This is a genomic window from Brevundimonas sp. Root1279 (genome assembly GCF_001425945.1).
Lineage (GTDB): Bacteria > Pseudomonadota > Alphaproteobacteria > Caulobacterales > Caulobacteraceae > Brevundimonas.
Genome location: NZ_LMEB01000007.1, coordinates 244479 through 266831, shown reverse-complemented (window position 1 = coordinate 266831; position 22353 = coordinate 244479). Strand labels below are relative to the sequence as shown.

Genomic DNA, 22353 nt, shown 5'->3' with positions numbered 1-22353 from the left:
TCCTTCAGGATCCGGCTGGGCGGCCCTCCTTCAGGGCCTCGATGACGACGCCCTCGGTCAGCAGCTGCGGCAGGATGCGCGGCTCGGTCTGCCCGGGGGCGTAGAACAGATACAGGGGAACGCCCGACCGTCCGTGGCGCTGCAACTCGGCGGTGATCGCGTCATCACGCCGCGTCCAGTCGCCGACCAGATAGACGGCGCCCGCCGCCTCCAGGGCCGCCTTGGCGCGCGGCGAGGACAGGGCGCCCCGCTCGTTGATCTTGCAGGTCACGCACCAGTCGGCGGTGAAATTGACCAGCACCGGCCGTCCTTCCGCCACGGCGGCGTCGACGGCGGCCTGTGACCAGGGCGCCGAGGCGATGCCGGCGGCCTCCGCGGCGGGCGCCCCTGTCGCCGGCTCGACCGGGGCCCGGGCCGCCGCGAACAGGCCGGCGAGGGCCAGCAGGATCGAGACCGTTCCGGCCGCCAGCCAGACCAGACCGCGTCGCCCGGCCGCCTGGGCGGACTGGCCGGTTCCGATCAGCCAGACGCCCAGCGCCAGCAGCAGGCCCGCGGCCAGCAGCAGGGCCATGGCCTCGGCCCCGGTCTGACGGCTGAACACCCAGGCCAGCCACAGGGCGGCGCCGTACATCGGGAAGGCGAGCAACCCCTTCAGCCGCTCCATCCAGGCGCCCGGCTTGGGCAGGCGGGAGAGCAGGCCCGGGATCAGGCTGACCAGCACGTAGGGCAGGGCCAGGCCGAGGCCGAGCATCAGGAAGACGATCAGGGCCATCGGCCAGGGCATCAGCAGGGCGGCGCCCAGGGCCACGGCCATGAAGGGGGCGGTGCAGGGGGCGGCGACGATCACCGCCAGCGCGCCGGTCAGGAAGGCCCCCGCCGGTCCGCCGAGCCGCGCCCAGCGGCCCACGCTGAGGCCCTGCAGGCTGCCGCCGACCTGGAAGACGCCCGACAGGTTCAGGCCGATGACCAGCATCAGCAGGGCCAGGCCCGCCGTCACCGGCGGCGACTGCAGCTGGAAGCCCCAGCCGACCGCCTGCCCGGCCGCGCGCAGGACCAGCAGCAGGCCGGCCAGCAGCAGGAAGGTGGCCAGCACCCCGGCCAGGAAGGCCAGGCCGTCGCGGCGGGCCTGTCCGGCGTCATGGGCCGAATGGGCCAGGGCCGCGGCCTTCATCGCCAGGATCGGGAAGACGCAGGGCATGAGGTTGAGGATCAGCCCGCCCAGCAGGGCGAACAGGGCCGCCTTCACGAATGGCCCGAAGGCGGCGCCGTCGGTCGCGGCGGCCTCCGTCGGCGCGCCCGCATCGGGGGCCGGCGCCAGGTCGCCCGAACCGCTCGTGCCGGCCAGGGCGGGGCCCAGCTCGGCCTCGATCTCGAAGGCGCCCAGGTCGGTCGCCAGCACGCCGCGCACCGGGCCGCCCAGCCCGCTCGAGCGGACCTTGCCGCCCGGGCTCACGGCCAGGGTCAGGCCCTGCGGCCCGAAGCGGCCCGACTGGGGCGCGGCGTGGTCGATGACGCCGCCCTCGAAGGGGAAGAAATAGCTCGGCCCCGGATCGCGTCCGGCCAGCGGCCCGCCGGCGGCGCTCAGGCTCAGCACCCCGTCGCGCAGCGCGATGCGGGCGGTGATCCCGGCCGGGCGCGGCGCGGTCTCGACGATGCGCTGGATGGCTGCCCCGTGGGCCCGGTCGAGCGGGGCGGCGCCCTCGCGGACGGGCAGGTCGAGGGTCAGGGTGAGGTCGTCCGGCACGCACATCTCGGCGCTGCAGACCAGGAAGGTGGCCTCGACCTTCAGCGGCAGGGTGGCGCCCGGCCGCGCATCCGCCGGGATCTCGATCGGCACGGGCAGATAGACCACGCCCTGGTAGCCGTAGTTCATCAGGCTCTGCAGCCGCTGGCGCTCGGGCAGGGGCCAGACGATGTCGCCGGCCTTCACGCCCGCCGGCAGGGTCCAGTCCAGCGTCGTCGGGCCGCCGCTGTCGCCCGGATTGCGCCAATAGGTGTGCCAGCCCGGCTCGATGTCCTGGCGCACGGCTACGATCGCCGTCGAGCCCGGCGCCGCCCATTGCGACATGGCGACCAATTCGGCCGCAATCCGCTCGGTGCGCTGCACGCCCTTGGAGCCCTGCGCAAACGCGCTCGCGGGCGCCAGCAGCAGCCCGAGAAGGACGAGAATTTTGACGAGGCGGGTCACGATCGGGGTCACGGGCGCGACCTTAGCCGCGTCCCCCGCCTCCCGTCACGCGGCGTGCTGTCTCAGCGCTACTGCGGCGCGACCTCGACCAGCACCTCGGTGCGCCGGCGCATCGGCGCGGTCGAGCCGTCCGCCTGGATTGCGCCCTGGGCCCCCGCCGCCTCGACATCGAAGGCGGGCGCCGGCCAGCCTTGCGCCTCCAGCGCCTTGGTCACCGCCACGGCGCGCTGTTCCGACAGGGTCTGGTTCGCGGCCGGCGTGCCGCTGCCGTCGGCCAGGCCGATGACCGTGACCTTCTGGATGGTGCAGCCCTGCAGCTGCGCCGCCGTCGCGCCCAGCGTCTGCCTTGCGGCGTCGGTCAGCCGCGCCTCGGCCTCGGGGAAATAGACCTCGAACCGCTGCGCCGTGCACCGGCCCGGCTCCGCCACGATCGCCGCCCGTTCGGGCGTCGCCGGCGTGCTCGCACACCCCGCCAGCGCCACCACCGCCAGAATTCCGTACAGCCCCTTCATTCGTCGCCCTCCTGTCGCCCTTCCGGGCAAGAAAAAGGGCGGTCCGCCGCACGACGAACCGCCCCCCGATTTCTCAAGGTATCGCGGCTTGCGTCCTTAGCGGCGCTGACCGTTCTCCCAGTAGCACTCGTCCTGACGGCCGTCGTAGCAGTAGTAGTACCGCCCTTGGCTGTCGCGATAGCGCTGCTGATTGGCGCGGTCCTGGTTGGAGCCGCGGATGGCGCCGATGGCGCCGCCCGCGACGGCCCCGATCAGGGCGCCCGTCCCGGCGCTGCCGCCGCCGACGTTGTTGCCGATGACGGCGCCCGCAACCGCGCCGAGACCGGCGCCGATGGCGCCTTGGCGGGTGGCTTCGCTGTCAGTGATATAGGGGTCGCTTGCGCAGGCGCTGGCGAGGAGTCCTGCGCCGGCTATGGCGATGACTGCCTTTTTCATGGGTATGTCCTTCATCCCTCGTGTTCTCCCCGCGGTTGATAATGCTGGCGAACCGCCACGGTTCCCGGGTTAAGCTGGCTGATGGGCCCGATGCGGGCTCGTAAGGACGGCGGCGCGGAGGGCGCGGTCGGCCCCGCATGGGGCGACAAACGGGGGTTTCGTATGCGTTTTTCCGAACCGGTCCGCATGGCGGACGGCGCTGATCACAGTCCTGTGTGGGCGCGCACAAAGCATCGCCGGGGCAATCCGGTGGTGAGCCTGCTGATCACCTTGCTGGCCCTGTTCGGCGTGCTGACGGCCGCCCTGGGCATCAAGGAGCAGTCTCTCGCCGAGGGTGGCGCCATGATGGACGGATGGATCGCCAAGGGCGTGTCCGTGGTGAAGGGCGAGGCCGCCAAGGGCGCCGACGAGGCCGGCGACGCGGCCAAGGGCGCGGCTGAGAAGACCGGCGATGCGGCTCAGGCCGGCGTCGCCGCTGCGACCGAAGAGCTCAAGAAGCAATAGTCGCGCTTCGCTCCCCGTCCCGCCGGAACATCACGTCCGGCGGGACGTTCGGGCCGGATGAGCGCCACCTTGAGCACTGCGACCGATCCGCCGGCCGCGCCCGCAACGGCGCCGGCCGACGTTGTCGCATCCGCAGAGGGACCTCGTCCCCTGACCGAACATATCCAGCTGAAGCGGGTCATCATGCTGGTGAACCCGCTGTCCGGCAGCGTGGGCTCGGGCGCCCCGGCTGAGGCCGAAGCCCTGCTTTCGCAGTACGCCTGCGAGGCGTCGGTGGAGGTGCTCGACGCCGGGCGTTTCGACGCCCAGATCGATGCGGCGCTCGAAGCGCGTCCCGACGTCCTGTTCGTCCTCGCGGGCGACGGGACGGCGGGGACGATCGCCTCGAAGGCCGGTCCGGATGGTCCCCTGATCGCGCCCCTGCCCGGCGGCACCATGAACATGCTGCCCAAGGCGCTGTACGGCACCACCGACTGGAAGGCCGCTTTGAAATCCGCGCTCGAGGAGGGTGCGCCGCAATCCGTCGCCGGCGGCGAGGTTGATGACGGCCAGACCCGCCAAGCCTTCTATTGCGCGGCCATCTTCGGCTCTCCCGCCCTGTGGGCCCCGGCGCGCGAGGCGATCCGCGTCGGCAAGCTGGGCCTGGCCTGGGCCTACGCCCGCCGCGCCTTCCGACGCGCGTTCTCCGGCCGCATCCGCTACATCCTCGACGGCCGACCGGAGCGCCGGTCCGAAGCCCTGGTGCTGATCAGCCCGATGATCTCGCGGGTCATGGAGGAGAACACGGGACTCGAGGCTGCGGCCATGAACCCCGCCGACGCCGCAGCGGCCTTCCGACTGGCCGCCACCGCCGTCGTCGGCGACTGGCGCCAGGACCCCTCGGTGACCACCAAGGCCACGCAGAAGGTCGCGATGCGCGCCCGCTCGCGCATCCCCGCGGTCATCGACGGCGAGCCGACCCTGCTGCGGCCGCATGCTCGCGTCCGCTTCATCCGCAAGGCCTTCCAGGCCCTCGCCCCCATACCGCCGGCGGCCGAGGACAGCGTCTAGTGGGGCGTATTCTCCAGTTCTCCGATGTGCATTTCGGCTGCGAGCACAAACGCGCGTGCGAGGCGGCGCTCGACTTCGCCCACGCCGCGCCGCCGGACCTGATCCTGATCACCGGCGACATCACGCAGCAGGGTTTTCCTGACGAGTTCAGGGCGGCCGGCGAATGGATCCGCCGCATGCCGGACCCGCGCTTCGTCATCGTCGGCAACCACGATGTTCCCTATTGGAGCCTGCCGGCGCGTCTGTTTCATCCCTGGAAGGCGTTTGAGAAGGCCACCGGCCATCCGGCGCACGACCACCAGTTCCTGAGCCCGAACCTGATGGTGCGCGGCGTCGTCACCGCCCGTGGCTGGCAGGCGCGGCCCAACTGGTCCAAGGGCGTCATCGACCTGGACCAGACCCGCAAGGCGGCAGAGGCCCTGCGGCAGGCTCCCGTCGGCGCCCTTCGCGTCCTGGCCTGCCACCATCCCCTGGTCGAGATGATCGGCACGCCCATGACCGGCGATGTGAAGCGCGGCGACGCCGCCGCTCTGATCTTCGCCGAGGCCGGGGTCGACATCATCACCACCGGCCACGTGCACGTGCCCTTCGCCCTGCCGATCAATGTCGGCGACCACTGCTCCTATGCAGTCGGTTGCGGGACCCTGTCGCATCGCGAGCGCGGCGCCCCGCCCAGCTTCAACCAGATCGAATGGGACGCCAAGGAGATCGTCGTCACCGCCATCGCCTGGACCGGCGAGGGCTTCGAGGCGAAGCAGACCTGGCGGCTGCCGCGTCGTCAGGACACCCGCAAGACGGCGACCGCGCCGGATCCCAACGCCCCCGGGGAGCGCGAGCTGGCCGCGACCTGAACCCCTGTCGCTCAAAGCAAAAGGGCCGCGGCATGAACCGCGGCCCTTTCGATCTCAACGGGTCGTACTCAGCGGCGACGGCGCGGCGGGTGGCTCTTCTCGGTGAAGGCCGCGGCCACCATGGTCGCCAGCGCCGGATTGCGCAGGAAGATCCAGCCGCCGGCCAGGGCCGCGACGGTGCCCAGGATCGGGCGTTCCTTGAACAGCATGAAGGCCCGCTGGCCCATGCCCGGGGACTCTTCTTCCTCGTACTCTTCCTCCTGCGCCTCGCGCTTGAGGAAGACCATCACCACCACCAGTCCGGCGACCGCGAACAGCAGCATGGTGAGCGCGGCCGCGGCGGCCTCGACCAGCACCATGCTGAGCAGGAAGTAGACGGTCGCGCCGAAGCAGATGACGGCGACCAGGGCCGCACCGGCGGCGACGCCGGCGGCGATCGCCTTGCGCCCCAGTTGTTTGACCAGCCCCGCCCCGATCATCAGCGGCGACGGCCGGCGAGCAGCAGGCCGAGGACCACGCCGACGCCCAGGGCGATGGCGGTCGATTGCATCGGACGCTCCTGCACCCGCTCGGTCAGATAGCGCTGGGCCTCGTCGAAGCGCTCGGAGGCTTCGTCATAGTAGGCCTGGCCGCGTACGCGGGCCGAGTCATAGTAGCCGCGGGCGCGTTCGCGCAGGACTTCCGACTGCTCGCGCAGGCGCGCTTCCGTGTCAGCGGCCTTGGCGCGCAGCTTGGCTTCGGCGGCGGTGGCCTTTTCCTTAAGGGCGGCCTTTTCCTCGGCGCCGAGCACCTTCAGGTCGTCCTTCAGGGTGTTGAGGTCGTTCTTCACGGCAGTTCGTGCCGCCTTGGTCGTGGCCATATGCGCGCTCCGCTGGCTTAAGCTTGGCTGTTAGATAGAGAGTCCTGAGCCGGAACGCCACTCCGCCGTGCCGGTTCCCGCAATGCAGCATGGGCCACGCCGCTGGCGAAGCGCCGCAACCCGGCCTAGACAACGGCCATGACCGACTGGCTGTTCCCGCCCGCCCCGACCGCCTCCCTGCCGATCTTTGGGTCGGCCGCCCGCGTGCCCGTGCGACGCATCTATTGCGTCGGCCAGAACTACGCCGCCCATGCCCGCGAGATGGGCCACGAGCGGGCCGAGCCCTTCTTCTTCTCCAAGCCGGGCGACGCCCTCGTCGTCGATGGAGCCGATCCGCTCTATCCGACCGAGACGGCCGATCTGCATCATGAGGTCGAGTTGGTCTGCGTCGTCGGCGCGGACAGCGAGATCGCCGGTTGGGCCGTCGGCTGCGACCTCACGCGTCGCGACCTGCAGGCCGCCGCCAAGGCCAAGGGCCGCCCGTGGGACGCCGCCAAGGGCTTCGACCAGTCAGCCCCCTGCGGCCCCGTGACGCTCGGCGCCCTGCCCGACCCGGCCGCCGTCATCGAACTGCGCGTCAACGGCGAGACCCGCCAGACCGGCCGGCTCGACGATATGGTCTGGTCGCCGGCGGAGATCCTGGCCAAGGCACGCACCCTGTGGGACGTGCGCCCGGGCGACCTGATCTTCACCGGCACGCCCGAGGGCGTCGGTCCGATCGGACCCGGCGACCGCGTCGAGGCTTCGATCGGCGGGCTCCAGCCGCTTTCGTTTACGGTGAGGCCGCGATGATCCTGCACGGCTACTGGCGCTCCGGCACCTCCTATCGCACCCGCATCGCCCTGGCGCTCAAGGGCCTGATCTACCAGCAGCGGGGCGTCGACCTGCGGAAGGGCGTGCAGAAGTCCGAGGCCTATCTGGCTCTCAATCCCCAAGGGCTGGTGCCTGCGTTGGAGGTGGACGGCGCCGTCCTGATCCAGAGCCCGGCCATCCTGGAATGGCTGGAGGAGACCTATCCGAAGCCGCCGCTGCTGCCGTCCGCTCCCCTCGCCCGCGCCCAGGTCCGGGCCATGGCGGCGGTCATCGGCTGCGACATCCACCCGATCAACAACCTGCGCATCGGCAAGGTGCTGCGCGAAGAGTTCGGCGCCGACCAGGCCGCCATCGACGCCTGGGCCGGTCGCTGGATCCATGCCGGCTTCGAGGCTCTGGAGGCCCTGGTGGCCACCCACGGCCGCGGCTGGTGCTTCGGCTCCGCCCCGACCCTCGCCGACTGCTACCTGATCCCGCAGATCTACTCGGCCCAGCGCTTCAATGTCCCACTCGACGCCTTCCCGCGCCTGCTGGCCGTCGACGCGGCGGCGCGTGAACACTCGGCCTTCATCGAGGCGCACCCGGACAACCAGCCGGACGCCGACTGAGCCTCAGTCGAGGAAGCGGTTGACCGCCGCCATGAACCGGGTCGGCTGGTCGATCATCACCATGTGCTCGGCCCCTTCGATCCGCTCGAACGTCGCGGGGCGGGGCAGGGACGCGTAGGCGCCGCGGAACAGGCTGTCCGCCCGGCTGCGCGGCGAGTTCTTGTCCGAACTCCAGCCGTAGACGACCGTCACCGGCGCGGTGATGTCCGGCAACCGGTGGCGCAGGTCGATGGTCATCACCTCGTACAGCGCCTGGGCCAGCACCTGACGGTCGCCGCCCTGCCAGCCGACCGCGTTGAACATGGCGTCGGCGGCGCCGCCCAGCTCAAGGCCGACGTTGCGGCCGCGCGCCTGCAGGGCGTCGTCGCCGAGGAACTGCACCGCCTGATAAGCCACCTGGGCGATCGGCTCGATGTCGCCCACGGTCGCGCCGGGGCTGACCAGGGCCGGGAAGAAGGGCGAAGCGTCGACGGTCATCAGTCGGTCGATCCGGCTCGGCGCGTCGGCGGCCACGCGTAGGGCCAGTTGGCCGCCCATCGAGTGGCCGATCAGGGCCGGGCGCTCGAGCTCGGCCTCGGCGACATAGCGACGGATCTCGCCGGCCACCGACCCGATCACCGCGCCCTGGGCGTTGGCGCCCGGCGCCAGGTCGCCGAAGCCGCGCACCGAGACCAGGTGCAGCCTGCGCCGCCCCGCCAGCCTGTCGGCCGTGCCCCGCCACACCGCGGCGGTCGAGGCCAGGCCCGGGACCAGGATCAGGTCCGGGCCGGCGCCGCGGGTCTCGACCACGATCCGCGACGATCGGAAGCCGGCGGCCTGCGCCCACGCGCCGGGAGCCAGGGCCGACGCCCCTCCCGCCAGGGCCGATCCGGCAAGCGCCTTCAGAATGTTTCTTCTTTGTTCCATCGCGCCTTCGGTCTAGCGTTGCCCCCGAAAACACCGGGAGAGCCCAGATGATCCAGGCCGCCGACGACGAAATCGTCTTCTACACCAACCCCATGTCGCGCGGTCGCATCGCGCGCTGGATGCTGGAGGAGGTCGGGCAGCCCTATCGCACCGTCGTTCTCGATTACGGCACGACGATGAAGGCTCCCGACTATCTGGCGATCAACCCAATGGGCAAGGTGCCGGCCATCACCCATCGCGGGGTGACCGTCACCGAGGGAGCCGCGGTCTGCGCCTATCTGGCCGACGCCTTTCCCGAGGCGGGCCTGGCTCCGGCCCTCGATGACCCGAGGCGCGGGACCTATTATCGCTGGCTGTTCTTCGCCGCCGGGCCGGTCGAGGCCTCGGTTTCGGCCAAGGCGCTCGGGCTGCTCGCGCCGGCCGACAAGGCGGGCATGGTCGGCTACGGCACATATGAGAATGTCGTCGACGCGCTGGAAGCGGCGGTGTCCGGCGACGGGCCGTGGATTCTCGGCGACCGCTTCTCCGCCGCCGACGTCTACGTCGGCAGCCAGATCGGCTGGGGGCTGCAGTTCAAGACCCTGCCCGAGCGAGAGGCCTTCAAGGCCTACGCCGGTCGGCTGTTCCAGCGCGAGGCGTCTATCCGGGCAAGCGGCCTCGACGACGCCCTGATCGCCGCGGCCAACGCCGGGAGCTGAGGGACCCTAGCCGCGCGCCGGGGCGGCCGCGGGAGCAGGAGCACCGGCGCCGGCAGGCCGCAGCGCGGCCTGCTGAACCTGCGGACGGCGCTCGCCGCCGGCCGCGATGATGCGGTCGATGCGGGATTTCTCGGCGCGGAAGGCGGCCAGGTCGGCCCCGGCCAGGACCGTGCCCTCCTGGGTCTTCACGCCGGCCGGATTGATGCGGCGGCCGCCTTGCCAGATTTCATAGTGCAGGTGCGGGCCGGTCGAGGCGCCGGTCGAGCCGACATAGGCGACGACCTGGCCCTGGCGAACGCGCTGTCCGGCGCGCATGCCGGAGGCGTAGCGCGACAGGTGGCCGTAGCCGGTTTCCAGGCCATTCGAGTGACGGATGCGCAGCCAGTTGCCGTAGCCGCCCCAGCGACGGGCCTCGACCACCACGCCGTCGGCCGGGGCCACGACCGGCGTGCCGGTGCCGGCGGCGAAGTCGATGCCCTGGTGCATCTTGCGATAGCCGGCGATCGGGTGGCGGCGGAAGCCGAAGCTCGACGAGACGCGGAAGCCGCGTTCCAGCGGGGTGCGCATGAAGGCCGAACGCGTGTTCTTGCCGGTGGCGTCGAAATACTGGGCCTCGCGGGCGCCGGCGGGCTTGAAGCGATAGAAGGCCACGCCCTTCAGCTCGGCGTACAGCAGACCGTCGGTGCCGATGGTGCGGCCGTTCTCAGTGACCGTGCGGCCAAAGACATAGGTGAAGGCGTCGTTCGACTTGACGTCCCGGTCCATGTCGAACTTGTGCGAGAACAGGCGGCCGGCCACGCGGGCGACTTCCGCCGGGGCGCCTTCGCGGCGCGCCGTGCGCGACAACGAGCCCTCGACCTTGCCGTTCAGCACCACGATCTCGTGCGTGACCTTCTCTTCCAGCGCGCGCAGGCGCAGGGCGCCGTCGAAGCTGCGCGACACGGTGACCTGGCTGGCCGGGCCGGTGCGCATGGTCAGGCCGATCAGCCGGGCGTCGCCGCGGCCGCCGCGCGGCTTGGCGATAGCGGTCTCGAATTTCTGGCCGGCCCGCATCGCCGTCACATCCATGGCGTTCGACAGGGTGGCGGCGACGGCCGAGGCCTCTTCCGGCGCAATGCCTGTGCGACGCACGGCCTGTTCGAAGGTTTCGCCCTTGCGGATCTGCACCGGAACGGCTTCCGGCGTGGTCAGGCCGGCGGGCGTCCCGGCGGCGGCGAAGGCCTGGGCCTCGATCACGGCGAGCTGCGCGGCAGTGAGTTCGGGAACTTCTTCAGCCTTTGCGGGCTGATATACGCGACCGGCAAGCAAGGCCACCGAGAGCGCGGCCACCGCCGTGAGGGCGTGTGGCGCGAGGCGCATCGGTTGGCGACGTGGATCGAACTGAGCCATCGGTCCCCGAAAACTGACGACGCCGTCCGGCGCCCAAAGCTACTGACAAATGCATGGATCGCGTCCGAAAACACCCCGACGCGAGACAGGCCGTATAGCCCGCTGACGCGATCATGGGAAGACGGATCGTTACAAGTCGTTAACCGGCCCCAATTCGTGCGGTAAAGCCTGCGTGATCGAAGAGCTTATCTAGAGATTCGAACAGTGTATTGACGCTCTTTCGTTCAGGTCTTCGCGAGCGGATGATGCTTCTGCCTTGCTGAAGTCCGCTCTGCATTCAAAGTGGCTGAAGCGCCACTGTACCGTGTTTTCATTGTCACGCTTTATGTGCTGTCTGGAGAATTTCCATTGCTGATGGACAAGCGCCACGGATGAGCGACGTCGCTGAGCCCGATCAGGCGTCGTCCGTCTCGCCGACGCCGTGCCCGACCCGTCCGCGCGGCGGCGGCGGACGGCTTCTGTTGCTGGTGGCCGGCGTTATCCTGTGCGTCCTCCTCGTCCTTGCCGGCCTGCTTTATCTGAACCGCCGCGCCGCGGCCCGGCAGGTGCTGGTCGGCTGGCTGGAGCGCCAGGGGGTCGAGGCGGACCTGGAGATCGAGAAGGTCGAGCTGGACGGCGTCATCGCCCGCATCCGTATCGGCGACCCGCGCAATCCCGACGTCGTCGTCGAGCGGGTGGAGGTCGACTACGCCGTCGGCGCGCCCTGGTCGAAGGAAGGCCTGGGCGTCACCCCCAGTCGGATCCGCCTGCTGCGCCCGGTGCTCAGGGCCTCCTGGCGCGACGGCAAGCTGTCTCTGGGCTCGCTCGATCCCCTGATCGAACAGTTCAAGGACCGGCCGCCGCGTCCGGATCAGCGCGGTCCGCTGGTGCTCGTCGAGCAGGGGCGGGTGCGCCTCGATACGGAGTACGGCGTCGCGACCATCCTCGGCGACGCCCGCGTCGACAACGGCGAACTGGTTCGCCTCAGCGCCCGCATGCCCGCCGCGAACCTGAAGAGCGGCGCGACCGAAGCGAACGCGCTGTCCGCCGCCCTGGAGCTGACCACCACGGGCGATCGCGTGGCGGTGCGCGGCGCGGTCTTCGCCGACCAGCTGACGACCCCCGGCGCGCAGGGCGCCGGCGCGCGCCTGACCTTTGTCGGCGATCTGCCCTATCCCGACCTCAAGCAGCGTCGCGGTGACGGGGTCGCCCGTGTCGACGCCGACCTCGTCGCCGATCGGCTGGCCTTCGGCGATACCGCGGCCGAAGAGGCCAGGATCAGCCTCGACTTCAACGGCAAGACCACCGGCTGGATCGAAACCTTCGTCATCGAGGGCCAGGCCGACGCCGAGCTCGCCGCGGCCCGCATCGACGCCCCGGATCTCGACAGCGCCGCCCCGACGGTTCGCTGGAACAACGCCCAGGCGGTGCTTACGCGCGATGACGAAGGTCTCGCCTGGCGGCTGGAGGGGCCGGTCCGCGCCGCCGCCGGCCGTGCTTCGGCCGCGGGCCTGCAGGGCTCGGGCGTGGCCCTGACGTCCAACCATTTGACCCTCGGCGGCCGCGGCGCGGCCGTCGAAGCCTTCGGGCCCGTCGGTTTGGCCGCGGACCGGCTGGTTTGGGACGACATGGTCCTGTCCGGCGCGCGGGGGACCGCCGATTTCGAACTGGTCTCCGACACCGGCCTCCGCCTGACCGCCGACGGCGGCCTGCGCGCCGCCCACGGCGCCTGGCCCCTGTTCGGTCCGTCGGCGCGCGACGACGCGCCTGAGCTGGCGGCGATGAAGCGGGCCCTGGGCGACTTCGCCGTCGACATTCCGGCTTTCACCCTGGTCTCCAGCGGCGGCGGGACTCGGCTGGCGCTGGCCCGCCCGGCGACCCTGCGCCCGGCCAACGGCGGCGTCCTGACCGTCAGCCCCGGCGCGGGACCGATCTTCTCCGCCCAGCGCGGCCAGATGGGCGGCGGCGCTCTCGCGCTGGCTGCGACCCGCGGCGAGGGTCTGCCCGAGGCGGCGTTCAATATTCCGGACTGGCGCCTGACGCCCGGCGGCTTCCAGGCCGTCCTCGACGGCCGCGCGGCGCTCGACTTCGACCTCGCCCGCGACATCACCGTGACCACCCGCGGCGAGCTCGCCTCGAACAACGGCCGCCTGACCTATGTGGCCGCCGATTGCGCGCCGGTCACTGTCGGCCGCCTTGAGCTGGACGAGAATGACGTCACCGACATCTCCGGCAGCCTGTGCCCCGTCGCCGCTCCGCTCGTCACGGTCACCGACGGCGCCTGGCGAGCCGAGGGCGGCTTGTCGGACCTCGACGCCGCCGTGCCCTTCCTGGCGCTGGACGTCCGCGACGCCCGCGGCGAGTTCGTCGCCACCGGCGGTCCCCGTGGCCTCGGCCTCGACGCTCGCATCGCGCGCGCCCGTCTGGTCGACGCCACGGAGCCGACCCGCTTCCACCCCGTAGCGGCCAGCGGCCGCGCCCGCCTCGTGGGCGAAGACTGGACCGGTGAATTCGATCTCGCCCACGGCGAGACCTCCCTCGGCCGCCTTTCCCTGGCTCATGACGGCGCCCGCGGCGCGGGCGGCCTGAACATCGACGTCCCGAGCCTTGTCTTTGCGGAGGGCGGTCTCCAGCCTGACGACCTCAGTCCCCTGGCCGCCGATTTCGTCGGGTCGCCCGCCATCGGTTCCGTGAGCTTCCGGGGCCGGGTCGACTGGCTGGCCGACGCCGAGGGCTCCAGCTCCGGCGTCCTGGACATACCGCGTCTCGACTTCGTCAGTCCCGTCGGTCCGGTGAAGGGCCTGACCGGCACGGTTCAGTTGACCAGTCTGGCGCCCCTGACCACCGCCCCGGGCCAGTATCTGACGGCCGAGAGCCTCGACACCGCCGCCCCGGTCACCGACCTCGACGTCACCTTCGCCCTCGACAAGGCGGCCATCACCATCGAGGGCGGCGACGTCGATGTCGCCGGGGGGCTGGTCAAGCTCGAGCCCTTCGCCCTGCCGTTTGACCGGGCCCAGCCGTACAGCGGCGTCCTGGTGCTCGAGAACGTCCAGCTGGGCGAGGTGATCGCCGGCTCGGGCTTCCGCGACAAGGTGGTGCTGGACGCCGTCGTCTCCGGTCGCCTGCCGTTTACGAACGATCCTGAGCACGGCCTGCGCGTCGTCGGCGGCTCCCTCTCGGCGGTGCGGCCCGGCCGCCTGTCGATCGGCCGCGAAGCCCTGTCCGGCCTCGAAGCCGGCGGCGGCGGCGCGGGCGTTCCCCCCAATACGGTTCAGGACCTGGCCTATCAGGCGATGGAGAACCTCTCGTTCGACGTGTTGTCGGCCGAGGTGAACAGTCTCGAGCAGGGCCGGCTCAGCGTCCTGTTCCGGATCCGCGGCCGCCACGACCCGCCCCAACACCAGGAACTGCGGGTCTCAATCGCCGATCTGATCAGCCGGGAGTTCCTCAATCGCCAGCTGCCCTTGCCGTCCGGCACCGGCATTGACCTGACGCTCGACACAACCCTGAACGTCAACGAACTGATCAGCGATCTCATGGCCCTGAACCGCGCCCGGGCCGGCCAGCCGGACCCCGATCCTGCGCCGTGATCCGGCCGCCTTTGCCGTTCAGAACCCATTCACCATACGCAGCGTTAAATCGGCGCGGATCGAAACCGGAGACCTGTCCATGAACCGGACGCGCAAGAGCCTAGCCCTGATCGGCCTCACCGCCGCCTTCGGCCTGGGCGCGTGCACGCCCACGGTCCGCCTGCAGGTCGATCCGATCCAGATCTACGCCAAGCTGGACGCCGACGTCCGCGTCCGTCTCGACAAGGAGCTCCAGGACCTCCTCGTCGAGAACCCGAACCTGTTCTGATCGCGAAAGCCGCCCCCTGATGTCGTTCCGCAAGATCTTCGTCATCGCCGCCGCCATCGCCGCCCTCGGCGTGGCCGCCGGCGCAGCCTTCGCCCAGACTCCGCAGCAGAAGGCGCTGATCGACGCCGCCAAGGCGGCCGGCACCGTCGGTGAACAGGCCGACGGCTTCGTGGGCTTCCGCGTCGCCTCGTCCGACGCCGCCCTGACCCAGGCCGTGCAGGTGACCAACGCCGCCCGCCGCGAAGCCTACGCCCGCAGCGCCACCTCGGCGGGCACCACCCCCGACGTCGCCGGCTCGCGCATGTTCGAGACCCAGCTGCGCCCCCGCATCTCCTCCGGCGAGTGGTACCGCAACGCCCAGGGCCAATGGGTGCAGCGCTAGGCTTGGAGCTGTAGGAGGGGGCCATGCCCCGTCTTCCTCGTCTGCTGGTCAATCTTCTCGTCGCCGTCGCCATCGCGGCGGCCTCGACGCTCGGCGTCAGCGGGTTCTGGCGCGCCATCGGCGGCGGCGACTTGACCGTGCATGGCTGGATCGCCCTGTCGCTGGGCATCTTCGGGACCGTCGCCCTCGCCTGGCTCCTGATGGCTCTGGCCTTCAAGTCCGACCGTGAAGGCTGGGACGACCGCGTCGACAATACGCACGATCCGGGCCGCGATGACGACAAGTCTTGAGCCCGGAAGCGCCGCGCGCGATACCGCGCCCATGACCGAAGCGGCTCACCCGTCCGACATCACCTACTCCGGCTATCTGGCGCTCGACGACTTGCTGGCGGCCCAGCACCCGTTGTCGACCGAGCATGACGAGATGCTGTTCGTCATCATCCACCAGACCAAGGAGCTGTGGCTCAAGCAGATCCTGCACGAAGTGGCCCTGGCCCAGGGTCTGGTCCGCGCCGGCGACCTCGTCCCCGCCTACAAGAGCCTGGCCCGCGTCAGCCGCATCCAGGCCGTCATGACCATGAGCTGGGACATCCTGGCCACCATGACCCCGGCCGACTACCTGCGCTTCCGCGGGGTGCTCGGTTCGTCGTCGGGCTTCCAGAGCGACCAGTTCCGCCGCTTCGAGTCGATGCTCGGCCTCAAGGACGACCGCTTCCTGCGCTTCCACGAGGAGCGCCCAGAGGCCTATGCCGCGCTTAAGGCCGCCCTCGAGGCGCCCAGTCTCTACGACGACGCCCTGGCCCAGCTGGCCGCCGCCGGCCTGCCGGTGCCGGCCGAGGTTCTCGCCCGCGACGTCAGCCGTCCGTATCAGCCCTCCGAGGGGGTCGAGGACGCCTGGCTGGAGGTCTACCGCGACACCACCCGCTGGTGGCCGCTGTACCAACTGGCCGAGAAGCTGGTGGACCTGGACGACGCCTTGCTGACCTGGCGCCACAAGCATGTGGTCACCGTCGAACGCATCATCGGCCGTCGTCGCGGCACCGGCGGCACCGAGGGTGTCGGCTATCTGACCGAGACGCTCCAGCGCCGCTGCTTCCCGGAACTGTGGTCACTGCGGACGCGTCTGTAACAGCGTTCTCGCAACCTTCACCGCTGGCTGGCGGTTACTCAGGTCTCTTCTCCGGGAGACGAGGCCATGACCAACGCCAACCGACACGACATCCAGGTGCTCAACGGCCTGATCCGAAGCACCATCGACAGCGCCGACGGCTATCGCAACGCCGCCGGCGAGACCGCCGAGACCGGCTACCGCGAACTGTTCGAACGACGCGACGTCGAACGTCGCGAAGTCGCCGAGGACCTGAGCTTCAGCGTCCGCGGCCTGGGCGGCGAGCCCGACGCCGAGGGCTCCCTGCTCGCCAAGGCCCAGCGCGCCTTTCTTGATGTGAAGCACGCCCTGCTGCGCGATGAGCTCAGCCTCGTCGACGCCGTCGAAAGCACCGAGGATCACGTCCGCGCGCATTTCGCGAAGGCGCTCGAGGACTCGCACATCTCCGCCACCACCCGGGAGACCATCCGCCGGGCCTGGGAGCGCCTCAGCGGCGACCACGACGCCATCAATGAACTGAAGCGCAGCCTGGAAGGCCAGCACGACGCCGACAACCGCCTGTTTCCGCAGTAGGCCCGATCAGCAGACGCGCGCGGCGGCGTCGTCGAGGTCGACCAGGAAGCAATGCTGCCGGTGGTCATCCACCCCCGCGACGTGGATGCGCACCTCGCCGCCGTCGATCGGGGCCGGTGAATACAGCTCCGCATAGCCGACCGCGGCGGCCTCATAGCTGGCCGCCTCGACCAGATGGCCGTGGGCGCGGCCGGCGTGCTCGGCCCAGGCGAAGAAGCGGCGGTGCGCGGCGAGGGGTCTGACAGCGGTCATGACTCAGCAACGCGCCTGCCGGGAAAAGGATTCATCGCCGCCCGGAGGCGCCGTCTCGCTGGCGTATCGCCGCCCGCATCCCCATCTGACGGAGGTCGATCCCCGGACCGGCCGAGCGGCCGGCGATCCGCGTGGCCCCCAGGACGGGCCCATGGACCAACCCAGACTCCAGCGCGAAGCGGCCGATCGGGCCGAGGTCTACGCCCCCCGGCCCACGGGCGGCGCCTGGCGTGCGGCGCTCTGCGGGGGCGTGGTCGCCCTGGTCGCCGTCTTCGCGGTCAGCGAGTTCTATGGCTGGCGCATGGTCGACCATCTGCCGGTGGTCGTGCCGATCCTGGTGGCGTCGACCGTAGCCGCCTTCATCGGCTATGGCCGCGCTCGTCGGCGCAACCGCCGCGCCCAGGTCGCCGAGCTCGCTCGCGGCCCGCCGGAGCGGCCGCCGTCCTAGGGGCGTCCCGGCCTTCCGGCCACGAAAAAGGCCCCGGTCCTGCGACCGGGGCCTTCGTCTTTGTCAGCGATCCGAAGCTCAGGCTTCGGTGTCGGCCGGGCCTTCGGCCGAGCCGGTGACCGGCACCGCGGCGCCCTTCGGCGCACGGGCGGTCTGCTTCTCGGCGATACGGGCCGACTTACCGCGACGGTCGCGCAGGTAGTACAGCTTGGCGCGACGGACGACGCCGCGACGCTTCACCTCGATGGATTCGATGTTCGGCGACAGGATCGGGAAGACCCGCTCCACGCCTTCGCCGAAGGAGATTTTGCGGACGGTGAAGTTCTCGTTCACGCCGCCGCCGGCGCGGGCGATGCACACGCCCTCGAAGGCCTGAACGCGCTCGCGCTCGCCTTCCTTGATCTTCACGTTGACGCGCAGGGTGTCGCCCGGCTGGAATTCCGGAATGGCGCGCTTGTCGATCAGGCGGGCTTTTTCTTCCGCCGCGATGGTCTGCAGGATGTTCATTCTACTCTCCTCGGGCTTTGCCGCCCTTTAGCTGTGATTTGGCGAGATGCGCCGCCCAGAGGTCCGGCCGTCGCTCCCGCGTGGTTAGTTCCCGCTGCTCTTCGCGCCATTGTGCGACCTTCTTGTGGTCGCCCGACAGAAGCACCTCGGGTATCTCCAGCCCCTCGAACGTCCGCGGTCGCGTGTACTGCGGATGTTCCAGAAGGCCGTCCTCGAAGCTCTCCGAACTCAGGCTTTCGGCCTGGCCCAGCACTCCGGGGATCAGTCGTACGCACGCCTCGATGACCACCATGGCCGCCGCCTCGCCGCCGGCGAGCACCGCGTCCCCGACGGAGACCTCCTCGAACCCCCGGGCGTCGAGCACCCGCTGGTCCACCCCCTCGAACCGACCGCAGAGAACGGTGATCCCGTCCGCCTTGGCCCATTCCTTGACGCGCGCCTGGGTCAGGGGCCGACCCCGGGCGCTCATGTACAGAAGGGGCCGCTGCGGCTGGGCTACGCTATCGAGCGCCCTCGCCACCACGTCCGCCTTGAGCACGGCTCCAGGCCCGCCACCCGCGGGGGTGTCGTCCAGGAAGCCGCGCCTATCTTCGGAAAAGGCCCGTATGTCAAGCGTATCAAGGGTCCAGAGCCCCTTCTCGCGCCACGCGGTGCCGATCAGCGACACGCCGAGCGGGCCCGGAAAGGCCTCGGGGAACATGGTCAGGACGGTGGCGGTGAAGGGCATGGCCGCCTGATACAGGGGTGAGGGGCTAGGGACTAGGTTTTAGGGAAGCGAGGCCGGACCTCTGCCCTTCCTTCCCCTAGAACCCAGCCCCTAGAACCTAGACCCTACAGAGCTCCGCCGCCCGCGGCGATCCAGGCGTCGACCTGATCCTCCAGGATGTCCAGCGGCACCGAGCCCGAACCCAGGACCACGGCGTGGAAGTTGCGGATGTCGAACTTGTCGCCCAGCGCAGCCCGGGCCTTCTCGCGCAGCTCGGTGATCTTCAGTTCGCCGATCTTGTAGCTGGTCGCCTGGCCCGGGTTGGTCAGGTAGCGCTCGACCTCCTTGACGATGTCGCGCTCGCTCAGCAGCGAGTTCTGGCGGAAGTATTCGATCGCGTCCTCGCGGCTCCACTGCTTGGCGTGCAGCCCGGTGTCGGTGACCAGGCGCACGGCCCGCCACAGCTCGGTCGAGAGGCGGCCGAAGTCGGAATAGGGGTCCTGGTAGAAGCCCATCTCCTTGCCCAGCCGCTCGGCGTACAGGCCCCAGCCCTCGGCGTAGGCGCCGTAGCCGCCGAAGCGGCGGAACGACGGCAGGCCCTGCATCTCCTGGGCGTAGGCGATCTGGAAGTGATGCCCCGGCGCGCCCTCGTGATAGCTGATGCCCTCGATCTGGGGCTTCAGCACCTGGGTCATGTCCGACAGGTTGACGTAGTAGATGCCCGGGCGCGATCCGTCCGGCGCCGGCGCGTTGTAGAAGGCGATCGAGGCGGTCGCCTCGCGCCACGGCTCCACGGAGCGGACCTCCAGCGCCGCCTCGGGCAGGTCGCTGAAATACTGCGGCGCCGCCGCCATCACCTGGGCGATGAAGGCCCGGCTGTCGGTGAGGTACTGCTCCTTGCCCTCGGTGGTATTCGGATACTGGAAGCGCGGATCGGTCTTCAGGAAGGCGAAGAACTCCTGCAGCGTGCCCGTGAACCCGACCTGGTCCATGATGGTCTGCATCTCGCCGTGCAGCCGCTCGACCTCGTTCAGGCCGATCTGGTGGATCTGGTCGGCGGTCAGGTCGGTGGTGGTCGAGAGCCGCAGGCGGGCGTTGTAGAACTCTTCGCCGCGCGGCAGCCGCCACACGCCGGCGTCGCGGTTCGGCATGGCGGCCGCCTGGGCCTTCACCTCGTCCAGCGCCGTCAGCACGCCTTCATAGCCGCGCTTCCACTCGCCGGTCAGGGCCGCCCGACCCTCGGCCAGCAGGCGTTCCTTGGTGGCGGCGTCCGTATCGAGCGCGCCCACCTTCTTCTGGAAGTCGGCCCACACCGGATTGTCCTTGCCGTCGTCGAACGGCGCGCCTGTGATGATGTTGCGGGTGTTTGCGATGGAGGGCTCGAACACGAAATTCGGCGAGATCACGCCCTTGACGGCCCGGTCGCGCAGTTCGGCGGCGATCTCGCCCATGACCCGCTCGGACTCCTTCAGGCGCGAGACATAAGCCTCGGCGTCGGCGACGGAATCGACCCGGTGATTGTTGATCATGAACACCGGCAGGCCGGTGGTCGGATTGCCGTTGGCGGCGAACTGATAGCCCCAATCGCGCCACTGGTTCTGCAGGCGCGCCTGCTCGACGCCGTATTCGAACAGCCGCCAGGACATGCGGCTCTCGTCGCTCAGGGTCTTCGGATTGAACTGGTCGTTCAACTCGGCCGCCTGGCGCTCGGCCAGGGCCAGCGAGCGGTCGGCGGCGGCGTCGGTGCCGTCGTCCAGCTTGCCGTAGTCGGTCTTGATGCCCAGCGAAGTCATCGTCTGCGGCGACAGGGCGATCCGCTCCTGGAAGGCCTTTTCGAAGAAGGCCGCCAACCGGGCGTCTTCGCTCTCGCTCGGGCTTTGGGCCGGGGCGGTTGCAGCGGGCGTCGCGTCCTGGGCCATGACGGCGGCGGGAGCGCCCGCCAGCACGGCGACGGCGCAGACGGTGGAGACGAGCAGACGACGCATGGAAACCCTCCCGGAAACTTCAGGGCGCGACCTTCACCGCAAGCCGTGCGCCGCGCAAGGGAGGCCTGCACCAAAGCTCCACAGACCGTGCATCGAAGCGCCTCCGCGCGTTGAGGACGCCTGCCCTCGCCACGGCCAAGCTCGTCGGACATCCCGGAGCCCCGCATGCGCACCCTCCTGATCAATGTCCCTCACCCCGCCATCGGCAGCCGCATCCCGAAAGAGCAGCTGCCGCCGCTGGGCCTGCTTGCGGTCGGAGGCCCGCTGATCGACGACGGCCATGAGGTGTCCCTGCTCGACGGGGAGTTCGGGCCCATGCCGGTCGCCGAGGTGGTCGCCGAGGCGGTGCGCCGCGCCCCCGACGCCGTTCTGTTCGGCCACTCCGGCTCGTCCTCGGGCCACCCGATCATCGCCGAGGCCGCCGCCCGCATCCGGGCCGCCCTGCCCGCTGTCCGCATCGTCTACGGCGGGGTGCATCCGACCTACTATTGGCGCGAGATCCTGCGCGACGAGCCCTGGGTCGACGCCGTGGTGCGCGGCGAGGGCGAGGAGACGGCGCGCCGGCTGATGGCGGCCCTCGAGACCGGAGCCGACCTGACCGACATCCCGGGCCTCGCCTTCCGCCGCGATGGGCGGCCGATGGCCACGCCGCCGGCCCCGGTGATCCGCGAACTGGACGCCTATCGGGTCGGCTGGGAGCTCATCGACCACCGCCGCTACTCCTACTGGGGCGGCAAGCGGGCGGTGGTGATCCAGTTCTCGCGGGGCTGTCCGCACCTGTGCAACTACTGCGGCCAGCGCGGCTTCTGGACCCGCTGGCGCCACCGCGACCCGGAGAAGCTGGCCGACGAGATCGCCTGGCTCCATCGCGAGCATGGCGTCGAGGTGTTCAACTTCGCCGACGAGAATCCCAGCGCCGGCAAGAAACCGTGGCTGGCCTTCCTGCGCGCCGTGATCGCCCGCAAGCTCGATATCACCCTGGTCGGCTCGACCCGGGCCGGCGACATCGTCCGCGATAAGGACGAACTGCACCTCTACAAACAGGCGGGCTTCGAGCGCTTCCTGATGGGCATGGAGTCGACCGACGAACCGACCCTGAAGCTGATCAAGAAGGGCGCGACCGCCAACGTCGACCGCGAGGCGATCCAGCTGCTGCGCAAGCACCGCATCCTGTCGATGGCCACCTGGGTGGCGGGGTTCGACGAGCAGACCGACATCGATTTCTGGCGCGGTTTCCGCCAGCTTGTCGCCTACGACCCGGACCAGATCCAGGCCCTCTACGTCACCCCGCACCGCTGGACGCCCTACTACCGCCTGGCCGAAAATCGGGCGGTGATCCAGCCGGACCGCACCCGCTGGGACTACAAGCACCAGGTCCTCGCCATGAAGCGGATGCCGGCCTGGCGGGTCTTCCTCTGGGTCAAGGCGATCGAGGTCCTGTGTCAGACCCGGCCGCGGGCGCTGGGGCGGCTGATCTGGCATCCCGACCCCAAGATCCGCCACGCCATCCGCTGGTACTACCGGATGGGCCGCCGGGTCTGGTTCCACGAGATTCTCGGCTTCCTGTTCCGCGATCGCCGCAGCAAGGACGGCCGCACCGTCGCCGAGCATTTCGGCGCTGTGCAGGACCACGAGGAGGAGGCGTCGGCGGTCGTTCGCCCAGCGCCGCGCCCCAGGCTCGCCGTCAACCTGTCCGAAGGCGCCGTCGATAGGTAGGCCCCTACCGTTCCCATCCGACAT

Annotated in this window: 25 protein-coding genes; 14 read left to right on the top strand and 11 right to left on the bottom strand. The window is 70.3% G+C overall.

Going from position 1 to position 22353, the window contains the following annotated elements; genetic code table 11:
• Positions 1-4: 4 nt before the first annotated feature.
• The 3 genes from ASC65_RS12070 to ASC65_RS12060 form a co-directional block, all read right to left on the bottom strand.
• Entirely contained in the window at positions 5-2200 is a 2196-nt protein-coding gene (locus ASC65_RS12070) for a protein-disulfide reductase DsbD family protein (RefSeq protein WP_327019507.1), read from the bottom strand.
• A 56-nt stretch (positions 2201-2256) separates the two neighbouring features.
• Entirely contained in the window at positions 2257-2700 is a 444-nt protein-coding gene (locus tag ASC65_RS12065) for an OmpA family protein (RefSeq protein WP_082526022.1), read from the bottom strand.
• Positions 2701-2796: 96 nt separating this feature from the next.
• On the bottom strand, positions 2797-3135 hold the full coding sequence (locus ASC65_RS12060; RefSeq protein WP_056453452.1) for a YMGG-like glycine zipper-containing protein: 339 nt from the start codon (positions 3133-3135) through the stop codon (positions 2797-2799).
• 162 nt (positions 3136-3297) lie between these two features.
• On the opposite strand from ASC65_RS12060, the gene ASC65_RS12055 reads away from it, so the two are divergent.
• From ASC65_RS12055 to ASC65_RS12045, 3 genes are read left to right on the top strand one after another with little or no spacing between them, the layout of a single operon-like run.
• Positions 3298-3639, top strand: coding sequence for a hypothetical protein (locus ASC65_RS12055; RefSeq protein WP_056453449.1), 342 nt, complete (start codon positions 3298-3300; stop codon positions 3637-3639).
• A 57-nt stretch (positions 3640-3696) separates the two neighbouring features.
• Positions 3697-4689 carry a diacylglycerol/lipid kinase family protein gene (locus ASC65_RS12050; protein WP_056453446.1) on the top strand — a complete coding sequence of 331 codons (993 nt, stop codon included), beginning with the start codon at positions 3697-3699 and terminating at the stop codon, positions 4687-4689.
• Positions 4689-5540, top strand: a complete 852-nt coding sequence (locus tag ASC65_RS12045) for a metallophosphoesterase family protein (RefSeq protein WP_056453444.1) — start codon at positions 4689-4691, stop codon at positions 5538-5540. The genes ASC65_RS12050 and ASC65_RS12045 overlap by 1 nt, the downstream gene beginning before the upstream one ends.
• A gap of 68 nt (positions 5541-5608) precedes the next feature.
• Here the strand turns inward: ASC65_RS12045 and ASC65_RS12040 are convergent, their stop codons facing one another.
• Together ASC65_RS12040 and ASC65_RS12035 are read right to left on the bottom strand one after the other, a co-directional pair.
• Positions 5609-6019, bottom strand: a complete 411-nt coding sequence (locus tag ASC65_RS12040; RefSeq protein ID WP_056453440.1) for a hypothetical protein — start codon at positions 6017-6019, stop codon at positions 5609-5611.
• On the bottom strand, positions 6019-6399 hold the full coding sequence (locus ASC65_RS12035) for a glycine zipper domain-containing protein (RefSeq protein WP_056453437.1): 381 nt from the start codon (positions 6397-6399) through the stop codon (positions 6019-6021). The genes ASC65_RS12040 and ASC65_RS12035 overlap by 1 nt, the downstream gene beginning before the upstream one ends.
• 138 nt (positions 6400-6537) lie before the next feature.
• Here ASC65_RS12035 and ASC65_RS12030 point away from each other — a divergent pair, with 138 nt between their 5' ends.
• Together ASC65_RS12030 and maiA are read left to right on the top strand one after the other, a co-directional pair.
• Positions 6538-7191, top strand: coding sequence for a fumarylacetoacetate hydrolase family protein (locus ASC65_RS12030; protein WP_056453434.1), 654 nt, complete (start codon positions 6538-6540; stop codon positions 7189-7191).
• Entirely contained in the window at positions 7188-7820 is a 633-nt protein-coding gene (gene maiA, locus ASC65_RS12025) for a maleylacetoacetate isomerase (RefSeq protein ID WP_056453431.1), read from the top strand. Before ASC65_RS12030 ends, maiA begins: the two co-directional genes overlap by 4 nt.
• Positions 7821-7823: 3 nt before the next feature.
• Here maiA and ASC65_RS12020 read toward each other — a convergent pair whose 3' ends face one another.
• Complete coding sequence (locus ASC65_RS12020) at positions 7824-8726, bottom strand: alpha/beta fold hydrolase (protein WP_056453428.1); 903 nt, start codon at positions 8724-8726, stop codon at positions 7824-7826.
• A gap of 47 nt (positions 8727-8773) precedes the next feature.
• On the opposite strand from ASC65_RS12020, the gene ASC65_RS12015 reads away from it, so the two are divergent.
• Positions 8774-9424, top strand: a complete 651-nt coding sequence (locus ASC65_RS12015; protein ID WP_056453425.1) for a glutathione S-transferase family protein — start codon at positions 8774-8776, stop codon at positions 9422-9424.
• A 6-nt stretch (positions 9425-9430) separates the two neighbouring features.
• Here the strand turns inward: ASC65_RS12015 and ASC65_RS12010 are convergent, their stop codons facing one another.
• Positions 9431-10660: a M23 family metallopeptidase gene (locus ASC65_RS12010; RefSeq protein WP_235561489.1), complete on the bottom strand. Its 1230-nt coding sequence runs from the start codon at positions 10658-10660 to the stop codon at positions 9431-9433.
• A gap of 524 nt (positions 10661-11184) precedes the next feature.
• On the opposite strand from ASC65_RS12010, the gene ASC65_RS12005 reads away from it, so the two are divergent.
• From ASC65_RS12005 to ASC65_RS11980, 6 genes are all read left to right on the top strand, one after another.
• Positions 11185-14385 carry an intermembrane phospholipid transport protein YdbH family protein gene (locus ASC65_RS12005; protein WP_056453418.1) on the top strand — a complete coding sequence of 1067 codons (3201 nt, stop codon included), beginning with the start codon at positions 11185-11187 and terminating at the stop codon, positions 14383-14385.
• Between the two features lie 79 nt (positions 14386-14464).
• Entirely contained in the window at positions 14465-14653 is a 189-nt protein-coding gene (locus tag ASC65_RS12000; protein ID WP_056453415.1) for a YnbE family lipoprotein, read from the top strand.
• Positions 14654-14672: 19 nt separating this feature from the next.
• Complete coding sequence (locus ASC65_RS11995) at positions 14673-15035, top strand: YdbL family protein (RefSeq protein WP_056453412.1); 363 nt, start codon at positions 14673-14675, stop codon at positions 15033-15035.
• A gap of 23 nt (positions 15036-15058) precedes the next feature.
• On the top strand, positions 15059-15325 hold the full coding sequence (locus ASC65_RS11990; RefSeq protein ID WP_056453409.1) for a hypothetical protein: 267 nt from the start codon (positions 15059-15061) through the stop codon (positions 15323-15325).
• Between the two features lie 31 nt (positions 15326-15356).
• A complete protein-coding gene (locus ASC65_RS11985) occupies positions 15357-16163 on the top strand; it encodes a tryptophan 2,3-dioxygenase (RefSeq protein WP_056453406.1) in 807 nt (268 codons plus the stop codon).
• A gap of 66 nt (positions 16164-16229) precedes the next feature.
• Positions 16230-16715 carry a PA2169 family four-helix-bundle protein gene (locus ASC65_RS11980; protein ID WP_056453403.1) on the top strand — a complete coding sequence of 162 codons (486 nt, stop codon included), beginning with the start codon at positions 16230-16232 and terminating at the stop codon, positions 16713-16715.
• Positions 16716-16721: 6 nt separating this feature from the next.
• Here ASC65_RS11980 and ASC65_RS11975 read toward each other — a convergent pair whose 3' ends face one another.
• Entirely contained in the window at positions 16722-16967 is a 246-nt protein-coding gene (locus ASC65_RS11975) for a DUF5961 family protein (protein ID WP_056453400.1), read from the bottom strand.
• A gap of 151 nt (positions 16968-17118) precedes the next feature.
• Here ASC65_RS11975 and ASC65_RS11970 point away from each other — a divergent pair, with 151 nt between their 5' ends.
• Positions 17119-17415 carry a hypothetical protein gene (locus ASC65_RS11970; protein ID WP_056453398.1) on the top strand — a complete coding sequence of 99 codons (297 nt, stop codon included), beginning with the start codon at positions 17119-17121 and terminating at the stop codon, positions 17413-17415.
• Between the two features lie 78 nt (positions 17416-17493).
• On the opposite strand, the gene rplS is transcribed toward ASC65_RS11970, so the two are convergent.
• The 3 genes from rplS to ASC65_RS11955 form a co-directional block, all read right to left on the bottom strand.
• Positions 17494-17922, bottom strand: a complete 429-nt coding sequence (rplS, locus tag ASC65_RS11965) for a 50S ribosomal protein L19 (protein WP_056453395.1) — start codon at positions 17920-17922, stop codon at positions 17494-17496.
• Between the two features lies 1 nt (position 17923).
• Entirely contained in the window at positions 17924-18649 is a 726-nt protein-coding gene (trmD, locus tag ASC65_RS11960; RefSeq protein ID WP_056453392.1) for a tRNA (guanosine(37)-N1)-methyltransferase TrmD, read from the bottom strand.
• Between the two features lie 104 nt (positions 18650-18753).
• Positions 18754-20613 carry a DUF885 domain-containing protein gene (locus tag ASC65_RS11955; RefSeq protein ID WP_056453390.1) on the bottom strand — a complete coding sequence of 620 codons (1860 nt, stop codon included), beginning with the start codon at positions 20611-20613 and terminating at the stop codon, positions 18754-18756.
• Positions 20614-20778: 165 nt separating this feature from the next.
• Between ASC65_RS11955 and bchE the strand changes: the two genes are divergently transcribed.
• Positions 20779-22329, top strand: coding sequence for a magnesium-protoporphyrin IX monomethyl ester anaerobic oxidative cyclase (gene bchE, locus ASC65_RS11950; protein WP_056453387.1), 1551 nt, complete (start codon positions 20779-20781; stop codon positions 22327-22329).
• The last annotated feature ends 24 nt before the right edge of the window (positions 22330-22353 follow it).